At 43.3% G+C, this 15,246-nt stretch carries 15 protein-coding genes and 3 pseudogenes; 16 read left to right on the top strand and 2 right to left on the bottom strand.

Annotated elements, in window-relative coordinates:
- Positions 1-180 precede the first annotated feature (180 nt).
- From tig to I4V44_RS11800, 13 genes and pseudogenes are all read left to right on the top strand, one after another.
- Positions 181-1,467 (top strand): trigger factor, encoded by a 1,287-nt coding sequence (gene tig, locus I4V44_RS11860; protein ID WP_008705993.1) that lies wholly within the window; start codon positions 181-183, stop codon positions 1,465-1,467.
- Positions 1,468-1,563: 96 nt separating this feature from the next.
- Positions 1,564-2,145 carry an ATP-dependent Clp endopeptidase proteolytic subunit ClpP gene (gene clpP, locus I4V44_RS11855; RefSeq protein WP_008705991.1) on the top strand — a complete coding sequence of 194 codons (582 nt, stop codon included), beginning with the start codon at positions 1,564-1,566 and terminating at the stop codon, positions 2,143-2,145.
- A 75-nt stretch (positions 2,146-2,220) separates the two neighbouring features.
- Positions 2,221-3,537 carry an ATP-dependent Clp protease ATP-binding subunit ClpX gene (gene clpX / locus I4V44_RS11850; protein WP_026649519.1) on the top strand — a complete coding sequence of 439 codons (1,317 nt, stop codon included), beginning with the start codon at positions 2,221-2,223 and terminating at the stop codon, positions 3,535-3,537.
- A gap of 20 nt (positions 3,538-3,557) precedes the next feature.
- Positions 3,558-5,870, top strand: a complete 2,313-nt coding sequence (gene lon, locus I4V44_RS11845) for an endopeptidase La (RefSeq protein WP_025580709.1) — start codon at positions 3,558-3,560, stop codon at positions 5,868-5,870.
- Positions 5,871-5,927: 57 nt separating this feature from the next.
- The gene (gene yihA / locus I4V44_RS11840) at positions 5,928-6,533 is read left to right on the top strand and encodes a ribosome biogenesis GTP-binding protein YihA/YsxC (RefSeq protein ID WP_008705985.1); all 606 of its coding nucleotides are present in this window, start codon (positions 5,928-5,930) and stop codon (positions 6,531-6,533) included.
- A gap of 87 nt (positions 6,534-6,620) precedes the next feature.
- The gene (locus I4V44_RS11835; RefSeq protein ID WP_025580712.1) at positions 6,621-7,466 is read left to right on the top strand and encodes an energy-coupling factor transporter ATPase; all 846 of its coding nucleotides are present in this window, start codon (positions 6,621-6,623) and stop codon (positions 7,464-7,466) included.
- Positions 7,457-8,302, top strand: a pseudogene (locus tag I4V44_RS11830) (energy-coupling factor transporter ATPase); the annotation flags it as partial. The gene I4V44_RS11835 and the pseudogene I4V44_RS11830, both read left to right, overlap by 10 nt.
- Before the next feature lie 227 nt (positions 8,303-8,529).
- The gene (locus I4V44_RS11825) at positions 8,530-9,333 is read left to right on the top strand and encodes an energy-coupling factor transporter transmembrane component T family protein (RefSeq protein ID WP_196002762.1); all 804 of its coding nucleotides are present in this window, start codon (positions 8,530-8,532) and stop codon (positions 9,331-9,333) included.
- A 118-nt stretch (positions 9,334-9,451) separates the two neighbouring features.
- A complete protein-coding gene (gene truA / locus I4V44_RS11820) occupies positions 9,452-10,192 on the top strand; it encodes a tRNA pseudouridine(38-40) synthase TruA (protein WP_055058354.1) in 741 nt (246 codons plus the stop codon).
- Positions 10,193-10,518: 326 nt separating this feature from the next.
- Positions 10,519-10,947: a 50S ribosomal protein L13 gene (gene rplM / locus I4V44_RS11815; protein ID WP_008705976.1), complete on the top strand. Its 429-nt coding sequence runs from the start codon at positions 10,519-10,521 to the stop codon at positions 10,945-10,947.
- Positions 10,948-10,964: 17 nt separating this feature from the next.
- Entirely contained in the window at positions 10,965-11,357 is a 393-nt protein-coding gene (rpsI, locus tag I4V44_RS11810; RefSeq protein ID WP_008705974.1) for a 30S ribosomal protein S9, read from the top strand.
- 221 nt (positions 11,358-11,578) lie between these two features.
- Positions 11,579-11,728, top strand: a pseudogene (locus tag I4V44_RS11805) (ParA family protein); the annotation flags it as partial.
- 18 nt (positions 11,729-11,746) lie between these two features.
- Positions 11,747-12,022 carry a CD1845 family protein gene (locus I4V44_RS11800; RefSeq protein WP_029677219.1) on the top strand — a complete coding sequence of 92 codons (276 nt, stop codon included), beginning with the start codon at positions 11,747-11,749 and terminating at the stop codon, positions 12,020-12,022.
- A gap of 74 nt (positions 12,023-12,096) precedes the next feature.
- Here the strand turns inward: I4V44_RS11800 and I4V44_RS11795 are convergent.
- A pseudogene (locus tag I4V44_RS11795) lies at positions 12,097-12,552 on the bottom strand (ATP-binding protein); the annotation flags it as partial.
- A 195-nt stretch (positions 12,553-12,747) separates the two neighbouring features.
- A complete protein-coding gene (locus I4V44_RS11790; RefSeq protein ID WP_196002761.1) occupies positions 12,748-13,104 on the bottom strand; it encodes a helix-turn-helix domain-containing protein in 357 nt (118 codons plus the stop codon).
- 164 nt (positions 13,105-13,268) lie between these two features.
- Here I4V44_RS11790 and I4V44_RS11785 point away from each other — a divergent pair, with 164 nt between their 5' ends.
- The 3 genes from I4V44_RS11785 to I4V44_RS11775 are packed head-to-tail and all read left to right on the top strand — an operon-like array spanning position 13,269 to position 15,182.
- Positions 13,269-13,457 carry a helix-turn-helix domain-containing protein gene (locus I4V44_RS11785; RefSeq protein ID WP_008705968.1) on the top strand — a complete coding sequence of 63 codons (189 nt, stop codon included), beginning with the start codon at positions 13,269-13,271 and terminating at the stop codon, positions 13,455-13,457.
- On the top strand, positions 13,450-14,136 hold the full coding sequence (locus I4V44_RS11780; RefSeq protein WP_118330994.1) for a response regulator transcription factor: 687 nt from the start codon (positions 13,450-13,452) through the stop codon (positions 14,134-14,136). Before I4V44_RS11785 ends, I4V44_RS11780 begins: the two co-directional genes overlap by 8 nt.
- A gap of 8 nt (positions 14,137-14,144) precedes the next feature.
- Positions 14,145-15,182 carry a sensor histidine kinase gene (locus tag I4V44_RS11775; protein ID WP_055153205.1) on the top strand — a complete coding sequence of 346 codons (1,038 nt, stop codon included), beginning with the start codon at positions 14,145-14,147 and terminating at the stop codon, positions 15,180-15,182.
- The last annotated feature ends 64 nt before the right edge of the window (positions 15,183-15,246 follow it).

The following is a 15,246-nucleotide window of genomic DNA, read 5'->3' as shown; positions in this document are numbered from 1 at the left end:
CTATACTGCTACAATGACTGTAAATATATAATTGAGTTATAGAGAGGTCTCCCGCTTCTGCAACAGTGGGAGCGGAGCTTAGACTTAAATATATAGAAATAGGTAAAAACTGTGAATGATATAACGCAGCTGAAAAACCAGTCGCAATCATAACCTGAAAATTAAGGAGGAACATGTAACATGAGTTTACAGGTGGAAAAAATGGAAAAAAACATGGCGAAACTTACTATCGAAGTTGCCGCTGAAGATTTAGAAAAAGCAATGCAGAATGCATACCAGAAAGCAAAAGGAAGAATTTCCATCCCTGGATTCCGTAAAGGAAAAGCTCCAAGAAAAATGATCGAGCAGATGTATGGCAAAGGAGTATTCCTTGAAGATGCTGTTAACGCTCTGATTCCGGAACACTACAGCAAAGCATTAGCTGAATGCGAACTTGAGATCGTTTCCCAGCCGACAATCGACATCACACAGGCTGAGCCTGGAAAAGCATTCATCTTCACAGCAGAAGTTGCTGTTAAACCGGAAGTTACATTAGGTGATTACAAAGGTGTAGAAGTACCGAAAACTGAAATCACAGTAACAGACGAAGACGTAGAAGCTGAACTCAAGAAAGAGCAGGAGAAAAACTCCAGAACAATCAGCGTAGAAGACCGCGCAGCTCAGTTAAATGATATTGTAACAATCGACTTCGAAGGATCTGTAGACGGAGTACCTTTTGATGGCGGACAGGCTACAGAGTATCCTCTGACACTTGGTTCCAACACATTTATCCCGGGATTCGAGGAACAGCTTGTTGGTGCTAAAGTTGGCGATGATGTAGACGTAAAAGTTACATTCCCTGAAGAATATCAGGCAAAAGAACTTGCAGGTAAAGAAGCAATCTTTAAATGTGCAGTTAAGAAGATCGAAGCAAAAGAACTTCCTGAACTGGATGATGATTTTGCAAAAGATGTCTCTGAGTTCGATACACTTGCAGAGTACAAAGAGCATGTAAAAACAAACCTTGAAGATAAGAAAGCAGACGAAGCAAAACGTGCAAAAGAAGATGCAGCAGTAGATAAAGCAATCGAAAATGCACAGATGGATATTCCGGAAGCTATGCTTATGACACAGTGCCGTCAGATGCTTGATGATTTCAGCAGAAGAATGCAGTCTCAGGGATTATCCATGGATCAGTACTTCCAGTTCACTGGCATGACAGCTGACAAGATGATGGAAGACATGAAACCACAGGCATTAAAGAGAATCCAGACAAGACTGGTTCTTGAGAAAGTAGCAGAAGTTGAGAACATTCAGCCAACAGAGGAAGAAGTAAATGAAGAAATCTCCAAGATGGCTGAAGCATACAAAATGGAAGCTGACAAGTTAAAAGAATTACTTGGAGAGCGTGAACTTGAGCAGATGAAGAAAGACATGGCTGTACAGAAAGCAGTTACTGTTATCGCTGATGCTGCTAAGGAAGTTTAATTTTAAAGTAATCGAATTTTAAGATCCGGAAAGAGGCAGACTCAGATGTCTATCTCTTCCGGAAAAAAAGTCAGCCGCGTAAATGGAGGCGTTTATATGAGTTTAGTACCTTATGTCATTGAACAGACAAGCAGGGGAGAGAGAAGCTATGATATCTATTCAAGGCTTCTGAAGGACAGAATCATTTTTCTTGGTGAGGAAGTAAATGATGTGAGTGCAGGACTGATCGTATCACAGCTTCTTTTCCTGGAAGCAGAAGATCCTGGTAAAGATATTCAGCTGTATATCAACAGCCCGGGCGGTTCCGTAACAGCCGGCATGGCGATCTATGATACCATGCAGTATATTAAATGCGATGTTTCTACCATTTGTCTTGGAATGGCTGCCAGCATGGGTGCCTTTCTTCTGGCAGGCGGTGCAAAAGGAAAGAGATTTGCTCTTCCGCATTCCACTATCATGATCCATCAGCCATCCGGCGGTGCGCAGGGACAGGCAACAGAGATCCAGATCGTGGCAGATCATATCGCACAGACAAAGAGAACTTTAAATGAGTTATTGGCTGCAAATACCGGTCAGCCGATAGAAGTTGTTGAGCGTGATACAGACCGGGACAACTATATGACTGCTGAAGAAGCAAAGGCATATGGACTGATTGACGGTGTAGTCATGCATAAATAATGCGAAAGATAAGACTCCTGTGAATCGTCACAGGAGTCTTATTAGTTAGTATAGAGAAAGGACAGACATAAATTCATGGCAGAAAAAATGAGAGAAGGAAAAGTAAGATGCTCCTTTTGCCAGAAGACAGAAGATCAGGTAAGAAAACTGATCGCAGGTCCGGATGGTAAAGTATTTATATGCGACGAGTGCATTGGCATCTGCTCAGAGATCATGGAGGAAGAATTAAATCCTTATGATGACGAGGTTTTGAATTCTGATATTAATCTGTTAAAACCGGAAGAGATCCATGCAGTTCTGGATGATTATGTAATTGGTCAGGATGCAGCAAAAAAGGCTCTTTCCGTTGCTGTTTATAATCACTATAAAAGAATTCTTGCGTCAAAAAATTCTGATGTAGAGCTTCAGAAGAGTAATATTCTGATGCTTGGACCTACAGGTTCAGGTAAAACTCTGCTGGCTCAGACACTTGCCAGACTTCTGAATGTACCGTTTGCTATTGCAGATGCTACTACACTGACAGAAGCCGGATATGTAGGAGAGGATGTTGAGAATATTCTTCTCAAGATCATTCAGGCAGCAGATTATGATATTGAACGTGCACAGTACGGAATTATCTATATTGATGAGATTGATAAGATCACAAGAAAATCTGAGAATCCATCCATAACCCGCGATGTTTCCGGTGAAGGTGTGCAGCAGGCACTTCTGAAGATTCTGGAAGGTACAGTGGCAAGTGTTCCGCCTCAGGGTGGCCGCAAGCATCCTCATCAGGAGTTTCTTCAGATTGATACAACAAATATTCTGTTTATCTGCGGCGGTGCTTTTGACGGAATCGAGAAGATCATTGAGTCTAGACAGGATACCAAGTCCATCGGTTTCGGTGCAGAGGTTTCTGTTAAGGAAGACAGAAATGTGGGTGAGATCCTGAAGGATGTAATGCCGGAAGACTTTATCAAATTCGGTCTGATTCCTGAGTTTATCGGTCGTGTGCCGGTAGTTGTAACTCTGGATGCGCTGGATGAGAATGCGCTGATCAGTATTCTGAAAGAGCCGAAGAACTCACTTACCAAACAGTATCACAGATTATTTGAACTGGATGGTGTTGAACTTGATTTTGAAGATGATGCACTTGAACTGGTCGCAAAGAAATCTCTGGAACGTAAGACAGGAGCCAGAGGTTTGCGTGCAATCATGGAAGGTTCACTGATGGATCTGATGTATAAGATTCCGTCAGATGACACGATTCGCAAATGTACAATTACCAAAGATGTAGTAGATGGCACCGGTGAGCCGGAGATCGTCCGCGGAGAAGCTCCTGCACAGGCGAAGACAGCCGGAAGCAGAAGAACGTCCCGGACACACAAGAAGGATAAACCGGAAACAGCCTGATGAAAGGGACTGAACAATAAATGACAAATCAGAATATAGTGCTGCCTGCGATCGCTCTCAGGGGGACTACCATCCTTCCCGGGATGATCGTTCATTTTGATGTGAGCAGGGAGCGTTCTGTCAAGGCGATTGAAGCTGCCATGCTTCATGACCAGAAGATTTTTCTGGTTACTCAGATTGATCCTGAGGTGGAATCACCGGATCTGGCAGGTGTATATCATGTAGGAACCATTGCCTATATCAAACAGGTTGTGAAACTTCCGCAGAACCTTTTGCGGGTACTTGTAGAGGGAACGGGAAGAGCCACACTTGTGAAATTTGAGCAGGAGTTTCCGTTTATCAGAAGTGAGATCACACCTGTTGATGAAGAAGAAATGCAGATGCCGGAACCAGTGATGGAAGCCATGCACAGAAGCCTTAAGGAATTATTCCACAGATACTGCATGGAAAATGGAAAAGTCAGCAAAGAGCTGGTAGCACAGATTTTAAATATAGATAATGTTGAGGAACTGGTTGAGCAGATTGCCGTAAATATTCCTTTATCTTATCAGAATAAGCAGAAGATCCTGGAGGCACTTACACTGGAGGAACGTTATGAAGTTCTGGGTGCAATCCTTGGAAATGAGATTGAGATCATGCAGATTGGCAGAGATCTCCAGAAAAAAGTGAAGGCCAGAATTGATAAGAATCAGAGAGAATATATTCTCAGAGAGCAGCTGAAACTGATACGTGAGGAATTGGGTGAGGATAATACTGCGGATGACGCAGAGGAGTTTAAGAAGAAACTCCAGGAACTTCAGGCCGGCGATGAGGTAAAAGAGAAGATCAGCAAAGAAATCGAGAGATTTAAGAATACCAACAGCAATGTATCCGAGAATGCAGTACTGCGTGGTTATATTGAGACCATGCTGGCACTTCCGTGGGAGAAGAAATCCACAGATTCTGATGATCTGAAAGAAGCATGGAAAGTACTTCAGGAAGGTCATTACGGTCTGAAAGATGTGAAGGAGCGTGTGATGGAGTTCCTTTCCGTCCGCAAACTGACACATAAGGGAAAAAGCCCGATCCTTTGTCTGGTAGGACCTCCCGGAACAGGTAAAACCTCCATTGCCCGATCGATTGCAGAAGCAATGCATAAGAAATATGTACGTATCTGTCTGGGCGGTGTGAGAGATGAGGCTGAGATCCGGGGCCACAGAAAGACTTATGTAGGAGCAATGCCGGGAAGGATCACTGCAGCATTACAGCAGGCAGGAGTGAGCAATCCTCTGATGCTTCTGGATGAGATTGACAAGACTAGCAGTGATTATAAAGGAGATACTTCTGCGGCACTTCTTGAGGTGCTTGATCCGGAACAGAACAGCAGATTTATGGATCATTATATAGAGGTTCCACAGGATCTTTCAGAAGTACTGTTTATTGCAACTGCAAACGATGTTCAGGGCATTCCGAGACCACTTCTTGACCGTATGGAACTGATTGAGATCGCAGGTTATACTGAGAATGAGAAGGAACATATTGCAAAGGAACATCTGATTCCGAAGCAGATGGAAGAGAACGGTATCGAGAAAGGTAAACTGACAATCCAGTCAGCGGCTCTTAAGAAGATCATCAACAATTATACAAAAGAAGCCGGAGTTCGAAACCTGGAGAGAACCATAGGACAGATATGCAGAAAGACTGCACGTCTGATCATGGAAGAAGATAAAAAGAAAGTTACAGTGACTTCAAAGAATCTGTCAGATTTTCTTGGAAAAGAGCATTTCAACTATCTTATGGCAAATAAGAAGGATGAGATTGGTATTTCCCGCGGGCTTGCCTGGACACAGGTGGGTGGCGATACCCTGCAGATTGAAGTCAATGTGATGCCAGGCAAGGGTGAGCTGATGCTTACCGGACAGCTTGGAGATGTTATGAAAGAGTCTGCACAGGCAGGTATTACTTATATTCGTTCCATTGCTTCCGACTATAAAGTTGAGCCGGAATTTTTCCAGGAAAATGATATTCATGTGCATATTCCGGAAGGGGCAGTACCAAAAGACGGACCATCCGCAGGTATTACCATGGCAACTGCAATCCTTTCCGCAATTATTAAGAAGCCGGTAAGGGCAGACCTTGCAATGACCGGTGAGATCACACTGAGAGGAAGAGTTCTTCCGATCGGCGGTTTGAAAGAAAAACTTCTTGCGGCAAAATATGCTAAGATCAAAGAGGTGTTAGTGCCGGCAGAAAACAAACCGGATATTCAGGAATTAGATAAGGAAATCACAGACGGACTTACCATTACCTTTGTAAGTTCGATGAAGGAAGTGCTGAACAGGGCACTGGTATAAAATAAATGGTCAGTCAGTAAAGATTGACCATTTGTTGTGAAAAAAGAGAGGAAATCAATGGTTATTAAGAATGTATCATTAGATATCGTATGCGGTATTACCAGCAAACTCCCGGACACCAACAGACCGGAGGTTGCATTTGCAGGAAAATCAAATGTGGGAAAATCATCGCTGATCAACGGGCTGATGAACCGGAAATCTCTTGCCAGAACAAGTGCACAGCCGGGAAAAACACAGACCATTAACTTTTATAATATCAATGAAGCCATGTATCTGGTAGACCTACCTGGTTACGGATACGCAAAGGTTTCACAGTCTGAGAAGGAAAAATGGGGCAAGATGATCGAAAGATATCTTCATACATCCAAAAACCTGAAGGCGGTTTTCCTTCTTATTGATATCCGTCATGATCCGTCTGCAAATGACAAGATGATGTATGACTGGATTCTGAACAATGGCTATGAGCCGATCATTATTGCAACGAAGCTTGACAAGCTCAAACGAAGCCAGGTTCAGAAAAATATCAAAGCAATCAAAGAAGGGCTGAAGCTGAGCAAAGATGGCATTATTATTCCTTTCTCTGCTGAGACGAAGCAGGGAAGAGATGAGATCTGGGCTCTGATTGACGAGTTGACCGGACTGGCAGCTACTGAAGAAGCCTGAAAAAATAAATATTCGCTGTTTACTGACGGGATTCTTTTCCTGTGAAAATAAGCAGCAGACAGACAAAATACGAGGACAAAAAATATTATGGGAATTATCAAGGCATTCAAGCTGGGATTTGACTATCTCAAGTATGATGAAGATGGTAACGTGCAGGATACGCAGCGTGCTGTCAATGATGTAAACCTGGACATTGAAGCCGGACAATTCGTGGCTGTTCTGGGACATAATGGTTCCGGAAAATCTACTCTTGCAAAGCACCTGAATGCGCTGTTGCTTCCGACGGAAGGAACTTTGTGGGTAGATGGGATTGACACGTCTAAAGAGCCGGAATTATGGAAAGTCCGACAGAAAGCGGGCATGGTTTTTCAGAATCCTGACAATCAGATCATAGGAACTGTAGTAGAAGAAGACGTAGGGTTCGGACCGGAGAATATGGGTGTGCCCACAGAGAAAATCTGGGAGCGTGTAGATGAGAGCCTGAAAAAAACAGGAATGACATCCTATCGTTATCATTCTCCGAATAAACTTTCCGGCGGACAGAAGCAGAGAGTTGCAATTGCCGGTGTCATGGCAATGCGTCCGAAATGCATCATTTTGGATGAGCCAACTGCAATGCTGGATCCGAATGGACGAAAGGAAGTTCTTGAGGCAGTCAGTGACCTTAACAGACGGGAAGGAGTGACAGTCATTCTGATCACCCACTATATGGAAGAAGTTGTTCATGCGGACAAGGTGTATGTTATGGACAACGGAGAAGTGGTGATGCAGGGAACACCCAGAGAGATTTTCTCACAGGTGGAAACTCTGAAAGAATACAGACTGGATGTGCCGCAGGTAACACTTCTGGCACACGAACTTCATAAAGCCGGAGTGGATGTTCCGGAGGGAATACTGACTACAGAGGAGCTGGTGAATGCCTTATGTCAATAGAATTAAAAAATGTAACTTATACCTACAGTCCGGGAACTGCCTATGAGATCCATGCGCTGAAAGATATCAATCTTTCTATTCCGGACGGACAGTTTATCGGAATTATCGGACATACAGGAAGTGGGAAATCTACACTGATCCAGCATTTCAATGCGCTGATCCGTCCAACTTCCGGTACGATCACTTATAATGGAGAGGATATCTGGGGAGAGAAATATGATCGTCGTGCCCTGCGAAGCGAGGTTGGTCTTGTATTTCAGTATCCGGAGCATCAGCTTTTTGAGAATGATGTGCTTTCTGATGTATGCTTTGGTCCCATGAATCAGGGATTATCCAGGGAAGAGGCAGAAGTAGAAGCAAAGAAAGCACTGCAGCACGTAGGTTTCAAGGAGAAAAATTTTAGTAAATCCCCTTTTGAGCTTTCCGGCGGACAGAAGAAAAGAGTTGCTATTGCCGGTGTACTGGCAATGAATCCGAAAATTCTTATTCTGGATGAGCCAACTGCAGGTCTGGATCCGAAAGGACGAGATGATATCCTTGACCAGATCGCAGAGCTTCATAAAGTAAGAGGGATTACTATTATCCTTGTATCCCACAGCATGGAGGATATTGCAAAATATGCGGAGAGACTGATCGTAGTCAATGACGGAGAAATCGCATATGACGATGCTCCCAAAGCAGTATTTGCTCATTACAGAGAGCTGGAAGCCATGGGACTTGCAGCACCGCAGATTACTTATATCATGCATGCGTTGAAGGAAAAAGGCCTGGATGTAGATGTAACTGCTACAACGGTGGATGAGGCAAAAGAGAATATCCTTGCAGTTTTAAGAAAATGTAATCCCGGGAAATTGTCCGGTGACAAACAATCTGTTTCAGACAGTCAGTCGAAAAAAGAAAATGCCAAAGCAGAAACCTTAATTAGTGAGATGGAAGCTGATCTGACTGAGGATGGGACGAAAGAGTCTCATTCAGATGCGCCTGATGAAGATTTAAGCATTCAGAAGGAAACAATGGATAAAAAGTCTGCAGAACAAGAAGAGAATGAGGGAGGGCAGGAAGTATGATCCGAGACATTACAATAGGACAGTATTATCCTGCAGATTCCGTTCTGCACAAAATGGATCCGAGAGCAAAGCTGGTGGGTACACTGGTGTTTATCATTTCTGTCTTTGTATTCCATACATTTCCGGGATATGCAGTGGCAACTATATTTCTGGCAGCGATGATCGTTCTTTCCAAAGTTCCTGTGAAATTTATGTTCAAGGGACTGAAGGCAATCGTGATGCTTCTTATGATCACAGTGGTATTTAATATATTTCTGACACCCGGAAAGGTTCTCTGGCAGTGGGGAATCCTGCATGTGACAGAGGAGGGCCTGAAGCTGGCCGGAAGAATGGCCATCCGCCTGACGTATCTGGTGATCGGTTCTTCTCTTATGACGCTGACTACCACACCCAATCAACTTACAGATGGTCTGGAACGACTTCTCAGGCCGTTAAATAAACTTCATGTGCCAATCCACGAGATTGCCATGATGATGTCTATTGCGCTGCGTTTTATCCCAATCCTTATGGAGGAAACCGATAAGATCATGAAAGCACAGATTGCACGTGGCGCAGATTTTGAAACCGGAAATATAATTCAGAAGGCAAAAAATATGATTCCGCTTCTGGTTCCGCTGTTTATTTCTGCGTTCAGAAGAGCAAATGATCTGGCCATGGCCATGGAAGCAAGGTGCTATCATGGAGGGGATAACAGAACCCAGATGAAGCCATTGCGTTATGAGTCCAGAGACTACATTTCCTATGTGGTGATGTGGGCTTATCTGGGAATCGCCATTGTTTTCAGAATTGTGGGAATCTGAGAAAGTACTGATATAATTTATAAAGATATTTTATATGCTGTAATCCGGTAGGAAAGGATTACAGCATATTGTTTATTTTGTTATAACAAAAGTTTTCAATTTTTATGGAGGAAAACAGATGAAAAGAATTGGTCTTGTAGTTGCATATGACGGCACCAACTACTGTGGCTGGCAGACACAGCCAAACGGGATTACCGTGCAGGGGGTTTTAAATGAAACACTGTCCGAGCTTCTTGGCGAGAAGATAGAAACGATCGGTGCAAGCCGTACAGACGCAGGGGTTCATGCCATGGGAAATGTGGCAGTATTTGACACCAACACACGCATTCCCGGAGAAAAGATTTCTTATGCACTGAACCAGCGTCTTCCGGAAGATATCCGCATTCAGCTCTCAGAAGAAGTAGAACCGGATTTCCATCCCCGTTACTGCGACAGCGAGAAAACATACGAATACCGCATCCTGAATCGCAAATTCCCAGTTCCGACAGAGCGCTTATACACCTATTTCTACCACTACAAACTGGATGTAGATAAGATGAAAGCAGCAACCTCATACCTGATCGGACAGCATGATTTTGCTTCTTTCTGCGGTGCAAAAGCGCAGGTAAAAACAACTATCCGTACAGTGACAGGAATTGATGTATGGCGTGACGGAGATATCGTAACCATACGTGTAACAGGAACAGGATTCCTCTACAACATGGTACGAATCATCTCCGGAACTCTGATCGAAGTAGGAAACGGACAGTATCCGCCTGAGAGAGTAAAGACAATTCTGGAAGCCTGCAACCGCGAAATGGCAGGCCCAACTGCTCCGGCACAGGGACTGACACTGATGGGGATTGAATTTTTTGATTGATAGTCAGGAGGAGAAAATCATCCGTTTCGATAATTGCCGGTGGGATAACTGATCAACAGTTTTTTTTACTGAAAACAAAAAACGGGGGAGTAACGAAAAAAGTTGAAAAAACGACACAAAACCTATTGACAGAACAGAACCCTTATAATATAATAACCAAATGTGACGTAGTGCGAGATGCTTAAGCCAAATAGCCCAGGCGAAAGTATTTATCAGCGGTTTCGGACATTTCCGCATTTTTAGCACCGGCGTTTCCAATAACTTATATTCGCGGGAAATTCCGCGGTTAATTAAACTATCGTTGATAAATAACAGGAGGTAAAACCATGCAGACTTATATGGCTAATCCAGATAAAATCGAAAGAAAATGGTATGTAGTTGACGCTGATGGATGTACTCTTGGCCGTCTGGCATCCGGAGTAGCAAGCGTTTTAAGAGGAAAAAATAAACCACAGTTTACACCACACGTAGACACAGGTGATTATGTAATCATCGTAAACGCTGACAAGATCAAAGTTACAGGTAAGAAATTAGAGCAGAAAATCTACTACAATCACTCCGATTATGTAGGTGGAATGAGAGAAACCACATTAAAAGAAATGTTAGCAAAGAAACCTGAGAGAGTTATCGAGCTCGCAGTTAAAGGTATGCTTCCAAAAGGACCTTTAGGAAGAAGCATGTACACAAAACTTTTCGTATATGCAGGACCGGAACACAAACATGAAGCTCAGAAACCAGAAGCTTTAACATTTTAATTAGGAGGTAGAAAACATTGGCTAGCGCAAAATTCTACGGAACAGGAAGAAGAAAAAAATCAATCGCAAGAGTTTATCTTGTACCTGGAACCGGTAAGATCACAATCAATAAAAGAGATATCGATGAATATTTTGGATTAGATACACTGAAAGTTATCGTTCGTCAGCCTTTAGCTGCAACAGAAACAGAAGGCAAATTTGACGTATTAGTTAACGTTCATGGCGGTGGATACACAGGACAGGCTGGTGCCATCAGACATGGTGTTGCAAGAGCCCTTCTTCAGGCAGACAACGACTACAGACCAGTTCTGAAAGCTGCTGGATTCTTAACTCGTGACCCACGTATGAAAGAACGTAAGAAATACGGTCTCAAAGCAGCTCGTCGCGCTCCGCAGTTCAGCAAGCGATAATCGACTGCTCAGACTATATCAAAATGGTTCAAAAACCCCGGAAAATCAAGGTTTTCCGGGGTTTTCTTATACCTAAACGGGCTGATATAGTTTGACCTCATTTGACCAAACGAGAGCCGTTTTCACTCAATTTTTAGGTTAAATATAGGACAACCGGCAAAAATGGGGTCAAAAAACGGCCTTAGTGGAAATAGGACAACCAGAAAGGGTGCTATGTGCCAGTGGCACATGTTCAGCACCGACCGGAGCGGGAGCGGAGAAGCGTTGGCAAAACAACAACCTGTGCGAACTTGGGAATAGGTCTGGCACAGGCCGGAAAGAAAGTGCTTTTAATCGACGGGGACCCACAAGGAAGCCTGACAATCAGCTTGGTTTTGAAATGTTTGCTGATGATTGTAACTGCACCGGTCATTTGGGTGTTGACGCTTTTTGTCTGGCTCTGCATGGGGCTGATCTACATATCCGGTCTGGTGCTTGGTCTGCTCAGCACGGTAATTGCTCTGCTTGGCGTGGCTGTGCTGATTACCTATTCCCCGCAGAATGGTGCAATTTTGCTGGTTATGGCATTTTTGATTAGCCCGATGGGACTGCCGCTGGCTACGATCTGGCTGCTGGGCAAGGTGCAGAGTTTGAAATTTGCGATCCAGGATTGGGCGTATGGGTAAATGATGTGAATATAATTTGGAATGAAAAAGAAGCAGGACAATGGGAGATGAGACCCAATGCCCTGCTTCTCTGTTTATTCGGAACGAACTGTAATATATTTTTGATTGCGACTTTTAGGTTTATCGGGAATAGTCATTTCTAATTGCCCGGATTCTAAAAGCGGATTGATATGCTTCAAAGTGAAGTTTCTTAAATCTTTGAAGCCGCAAAATACTGCAAGCTCTTTCTTGGATTTTGGTGTTGTGCAAAAAGCCAAAATCTGTTTGGACATCGTTGATAGTTCAATATCTTGGTGGGTAACTTGGTGGGTAACTTGGTGGGTATCACCCTCTAAGTTGTAGTTTACATTTTTCAAAATAACTCTGAAATCTGTCGCTGTTGAGGAAAATTCGGGCTTATATGCCTCTGTGTATCCAGGCAGCTTTTCAGTTTCACTGACGATTTTGCGTAGGCCACTTCCACGGCGTTCCATGTACTTCATGCGGTGGAACAGGTCAGCAATCACAGGGTTTCGTCGCATGGAACGGATACCGCGCAGCCACAGAATGAAATTCTGTGTTCAAAGGGGCTTGGGGACGCTGCCCTCAACAAGCAAGCGGAGAGGAAAATCACGGAGGGATTTTCTTCTCTGCGGGCCTGTGTGTATTAACACAGGCATTGCTTGCCTCTTTTCTCCGAAATTGAAAAGAACCAGTGAGAGAATCGTTAAATTTCACTCACTGGCTCAATTCGTTTCAAATTTTTCGGACAACTCTGTCAGTTCTTTCACCGTTTCCTGGGTGTGATGCAGCAGGGTGTCACGCATTTCTGGTGGACAGCTGGAATAAAGCATTTTCATCTGATTGACACCCTCATCCTCCAGAGAAACATCTGGACTTATAAGTGTATCTAAAGAGATGTGCAGGACCTTTGCCAATGCTCTTAAAATTAAATAAGAAGGATTCATTTTCCCCTTTTCGATATTGGCGATTTGCTTTACAGAAACATGGCTCAGATCCGCAAGCTCCTGTTGTGTCAGTTCTTTATTCTTTCGGGCTTCCCGCATTTTTTGCCCTAAAGCAGTTAAATCATCAATCGGCATAATCGTTCACCTCAATAATATTGTATCGTTCCGGTTTATGTGATGGAATGACCTTATTATGCCTGAAAAACTGTACGATTATGCCAATTTTATAAAGCTGCGATTGGTGATAAGCTTGTATTGTTCGAGGCAAAGAACTATAATGTACGCTGTGGAGGTGCAGAATGGATTATATGACACTAAAAGAGGCCGCCGAAAAATGGGGCGTGACACCTCGTAGAGTAAATTACTATTGTGCCGCCGGGCGCATATCTGGAGCTGTAAAGATGGCAACTATCTGGCTAATTCCAAAGGATGCGGAAAAGCCGATTGATGGTCGAACAAAACAAGGAAAGGTAAAAAAGTATGAGTAATATATTACTTCTTGAAGATGATCTAAGCCTGATTAACGGGCTTTCTTTTGCTTTCAAAAAGCAGGGATTTGAATTAAATATCGCCAGAACGCTCAAAGAAGCGGAGGAATTGTGGACAGACGGAAAATATGATTTGTTGGTGTTGGACGTATCTCTGCCAGATGGGTCTGGCTTTGAATTTTGCAAAAGAGTTCGACTTAAATCAAAGGTGCCAATTATTTTTCTGACGGCTTCGGATGAGGAAACAAGTATTATTATGGGGCTGGATATTGGAGGTGATGACTATATCACAAAACCGTTCAAACTGGGGGTTCTCGTTTCAAGGATTAACGCCTTACTTCGACGTGCAAATTCTTTTCAAGCAGCAGACACAGAATTGCAGTCGAATGGCATCAAAGTTCTTTTGCTGCAAGGACAGGTTTTCAAAAATGGGGAGCTGTTGGATTTGACTGCCGCGGAATACAAGCTACTGTGCTTGTTTATGAGAAACCCAAGCATGGTGCTGACAAAGGGACAAATTTTAGATAAGCTATGGGATTGCGACGGGAATTATATCGACAGTAGTACCCTTACGGTCTATATGCGTCGGCTTCGTATGAAGATCGAGGATAATCCAAGTGAACCACAAATGCTCCTGACTGTTCGAGGTATGGGATATAAATGGAATATTATCGGGTGAGGTGCAGAATGAAGATACTGGCAAATAAAGAAATCAAAAATCTATTTCATTCGCTTTCACTGGTTTTTGGGGTTACATTTCTCTTAGCCGAGGTTTTTCTATGGCTATCATATCGCCGGCTTTCTCTGTTATTGCTAATCCTTTTTCTATTGGCTGGTGGTGCTGTATGGGCAGTCTGCTTTGTATATTTTAATCGGCAAAATCAGATCATGGAGCAGGCGATATTACAAATCAATGCGTATCTTGATGGTGATCGCAATGCCCGTATTGAATGTGACAATGAGGGCGAATTGTACCGACTGTTTCATTCCATCAATTCTTTAGCGGCAGTGTTAAATGCCCATGCAGATAACGAGTTACGAGAGAAAGAGTTTTTGAAAAATACAATCTCCGACATTTCACACCAACTGAAAACACCGCTGGCAGCACTCAATATTTATAACGGACTCCTTCAAGACGAGGATATAGAAGTGTCCTCCGTGAAAGAATTTGCGGGTTTGTCTGAGCAGGAACTTGACCGTATCGAAACACTGGTGCAAAGTCTGCTCAAGATTACAAGATTGGATGCCGGAGCCATTGTCTTGGAAAAGAACGCAGAAAATGTTGCAGATATGATGCGGGATATTGAACTGCATTTTGCATATAGAGCCAGACAGGAAAAGAAAGAAATCATTCTGTCTGGCTCGGATCATCTTTCTCTTTTTTGTGATCGTGATTGGTTGAATGAGGCAATCGACAATATTGTGAAAAATGCGTTTGACCATACAGAAAGTGGTGCAACAATTCGTGTTGCGTGGAAGGAGTTGCCGTCTGGTGTCCAAATTGTGATAACGGATAATGGATGCGGCATCCACCCAGAGGATATACATCACATCTTCAAGCGGTTTTATCGCAGCCGTTTTTCAAAGGATACACAGGGGATCGGGCTTGGCCTGCCGTTGGCAAAAGCGATTATCGAAGCTCATGGGGGCCTAATAGAAGTGGAAAGTGAATTAGGAATTGGAACGAGTTTTATAATGAACTTCCCAATTCCTACAAAATTGTAGGCTGGTTGTAGGGCTACAGTAATATTAGGGTGCTATTCTTTCAATCGTAGACAGGAAATGAAGT

It is taken from the genome of Blautia sp. 1001283B150304_161114_C9, assembly GCF_015668165.1.
GTDB lineage: Bacteria > Bacillota > Clostridia > Lachnospirales > Lachnospiraceae > Blautia_A > Blautia_A wexlerae.
The sequence above is the reverse complement of the archived record's forward strand: the minus strand, read 5'-3'. Positions and strand labels throughout refer to the sequence as shown.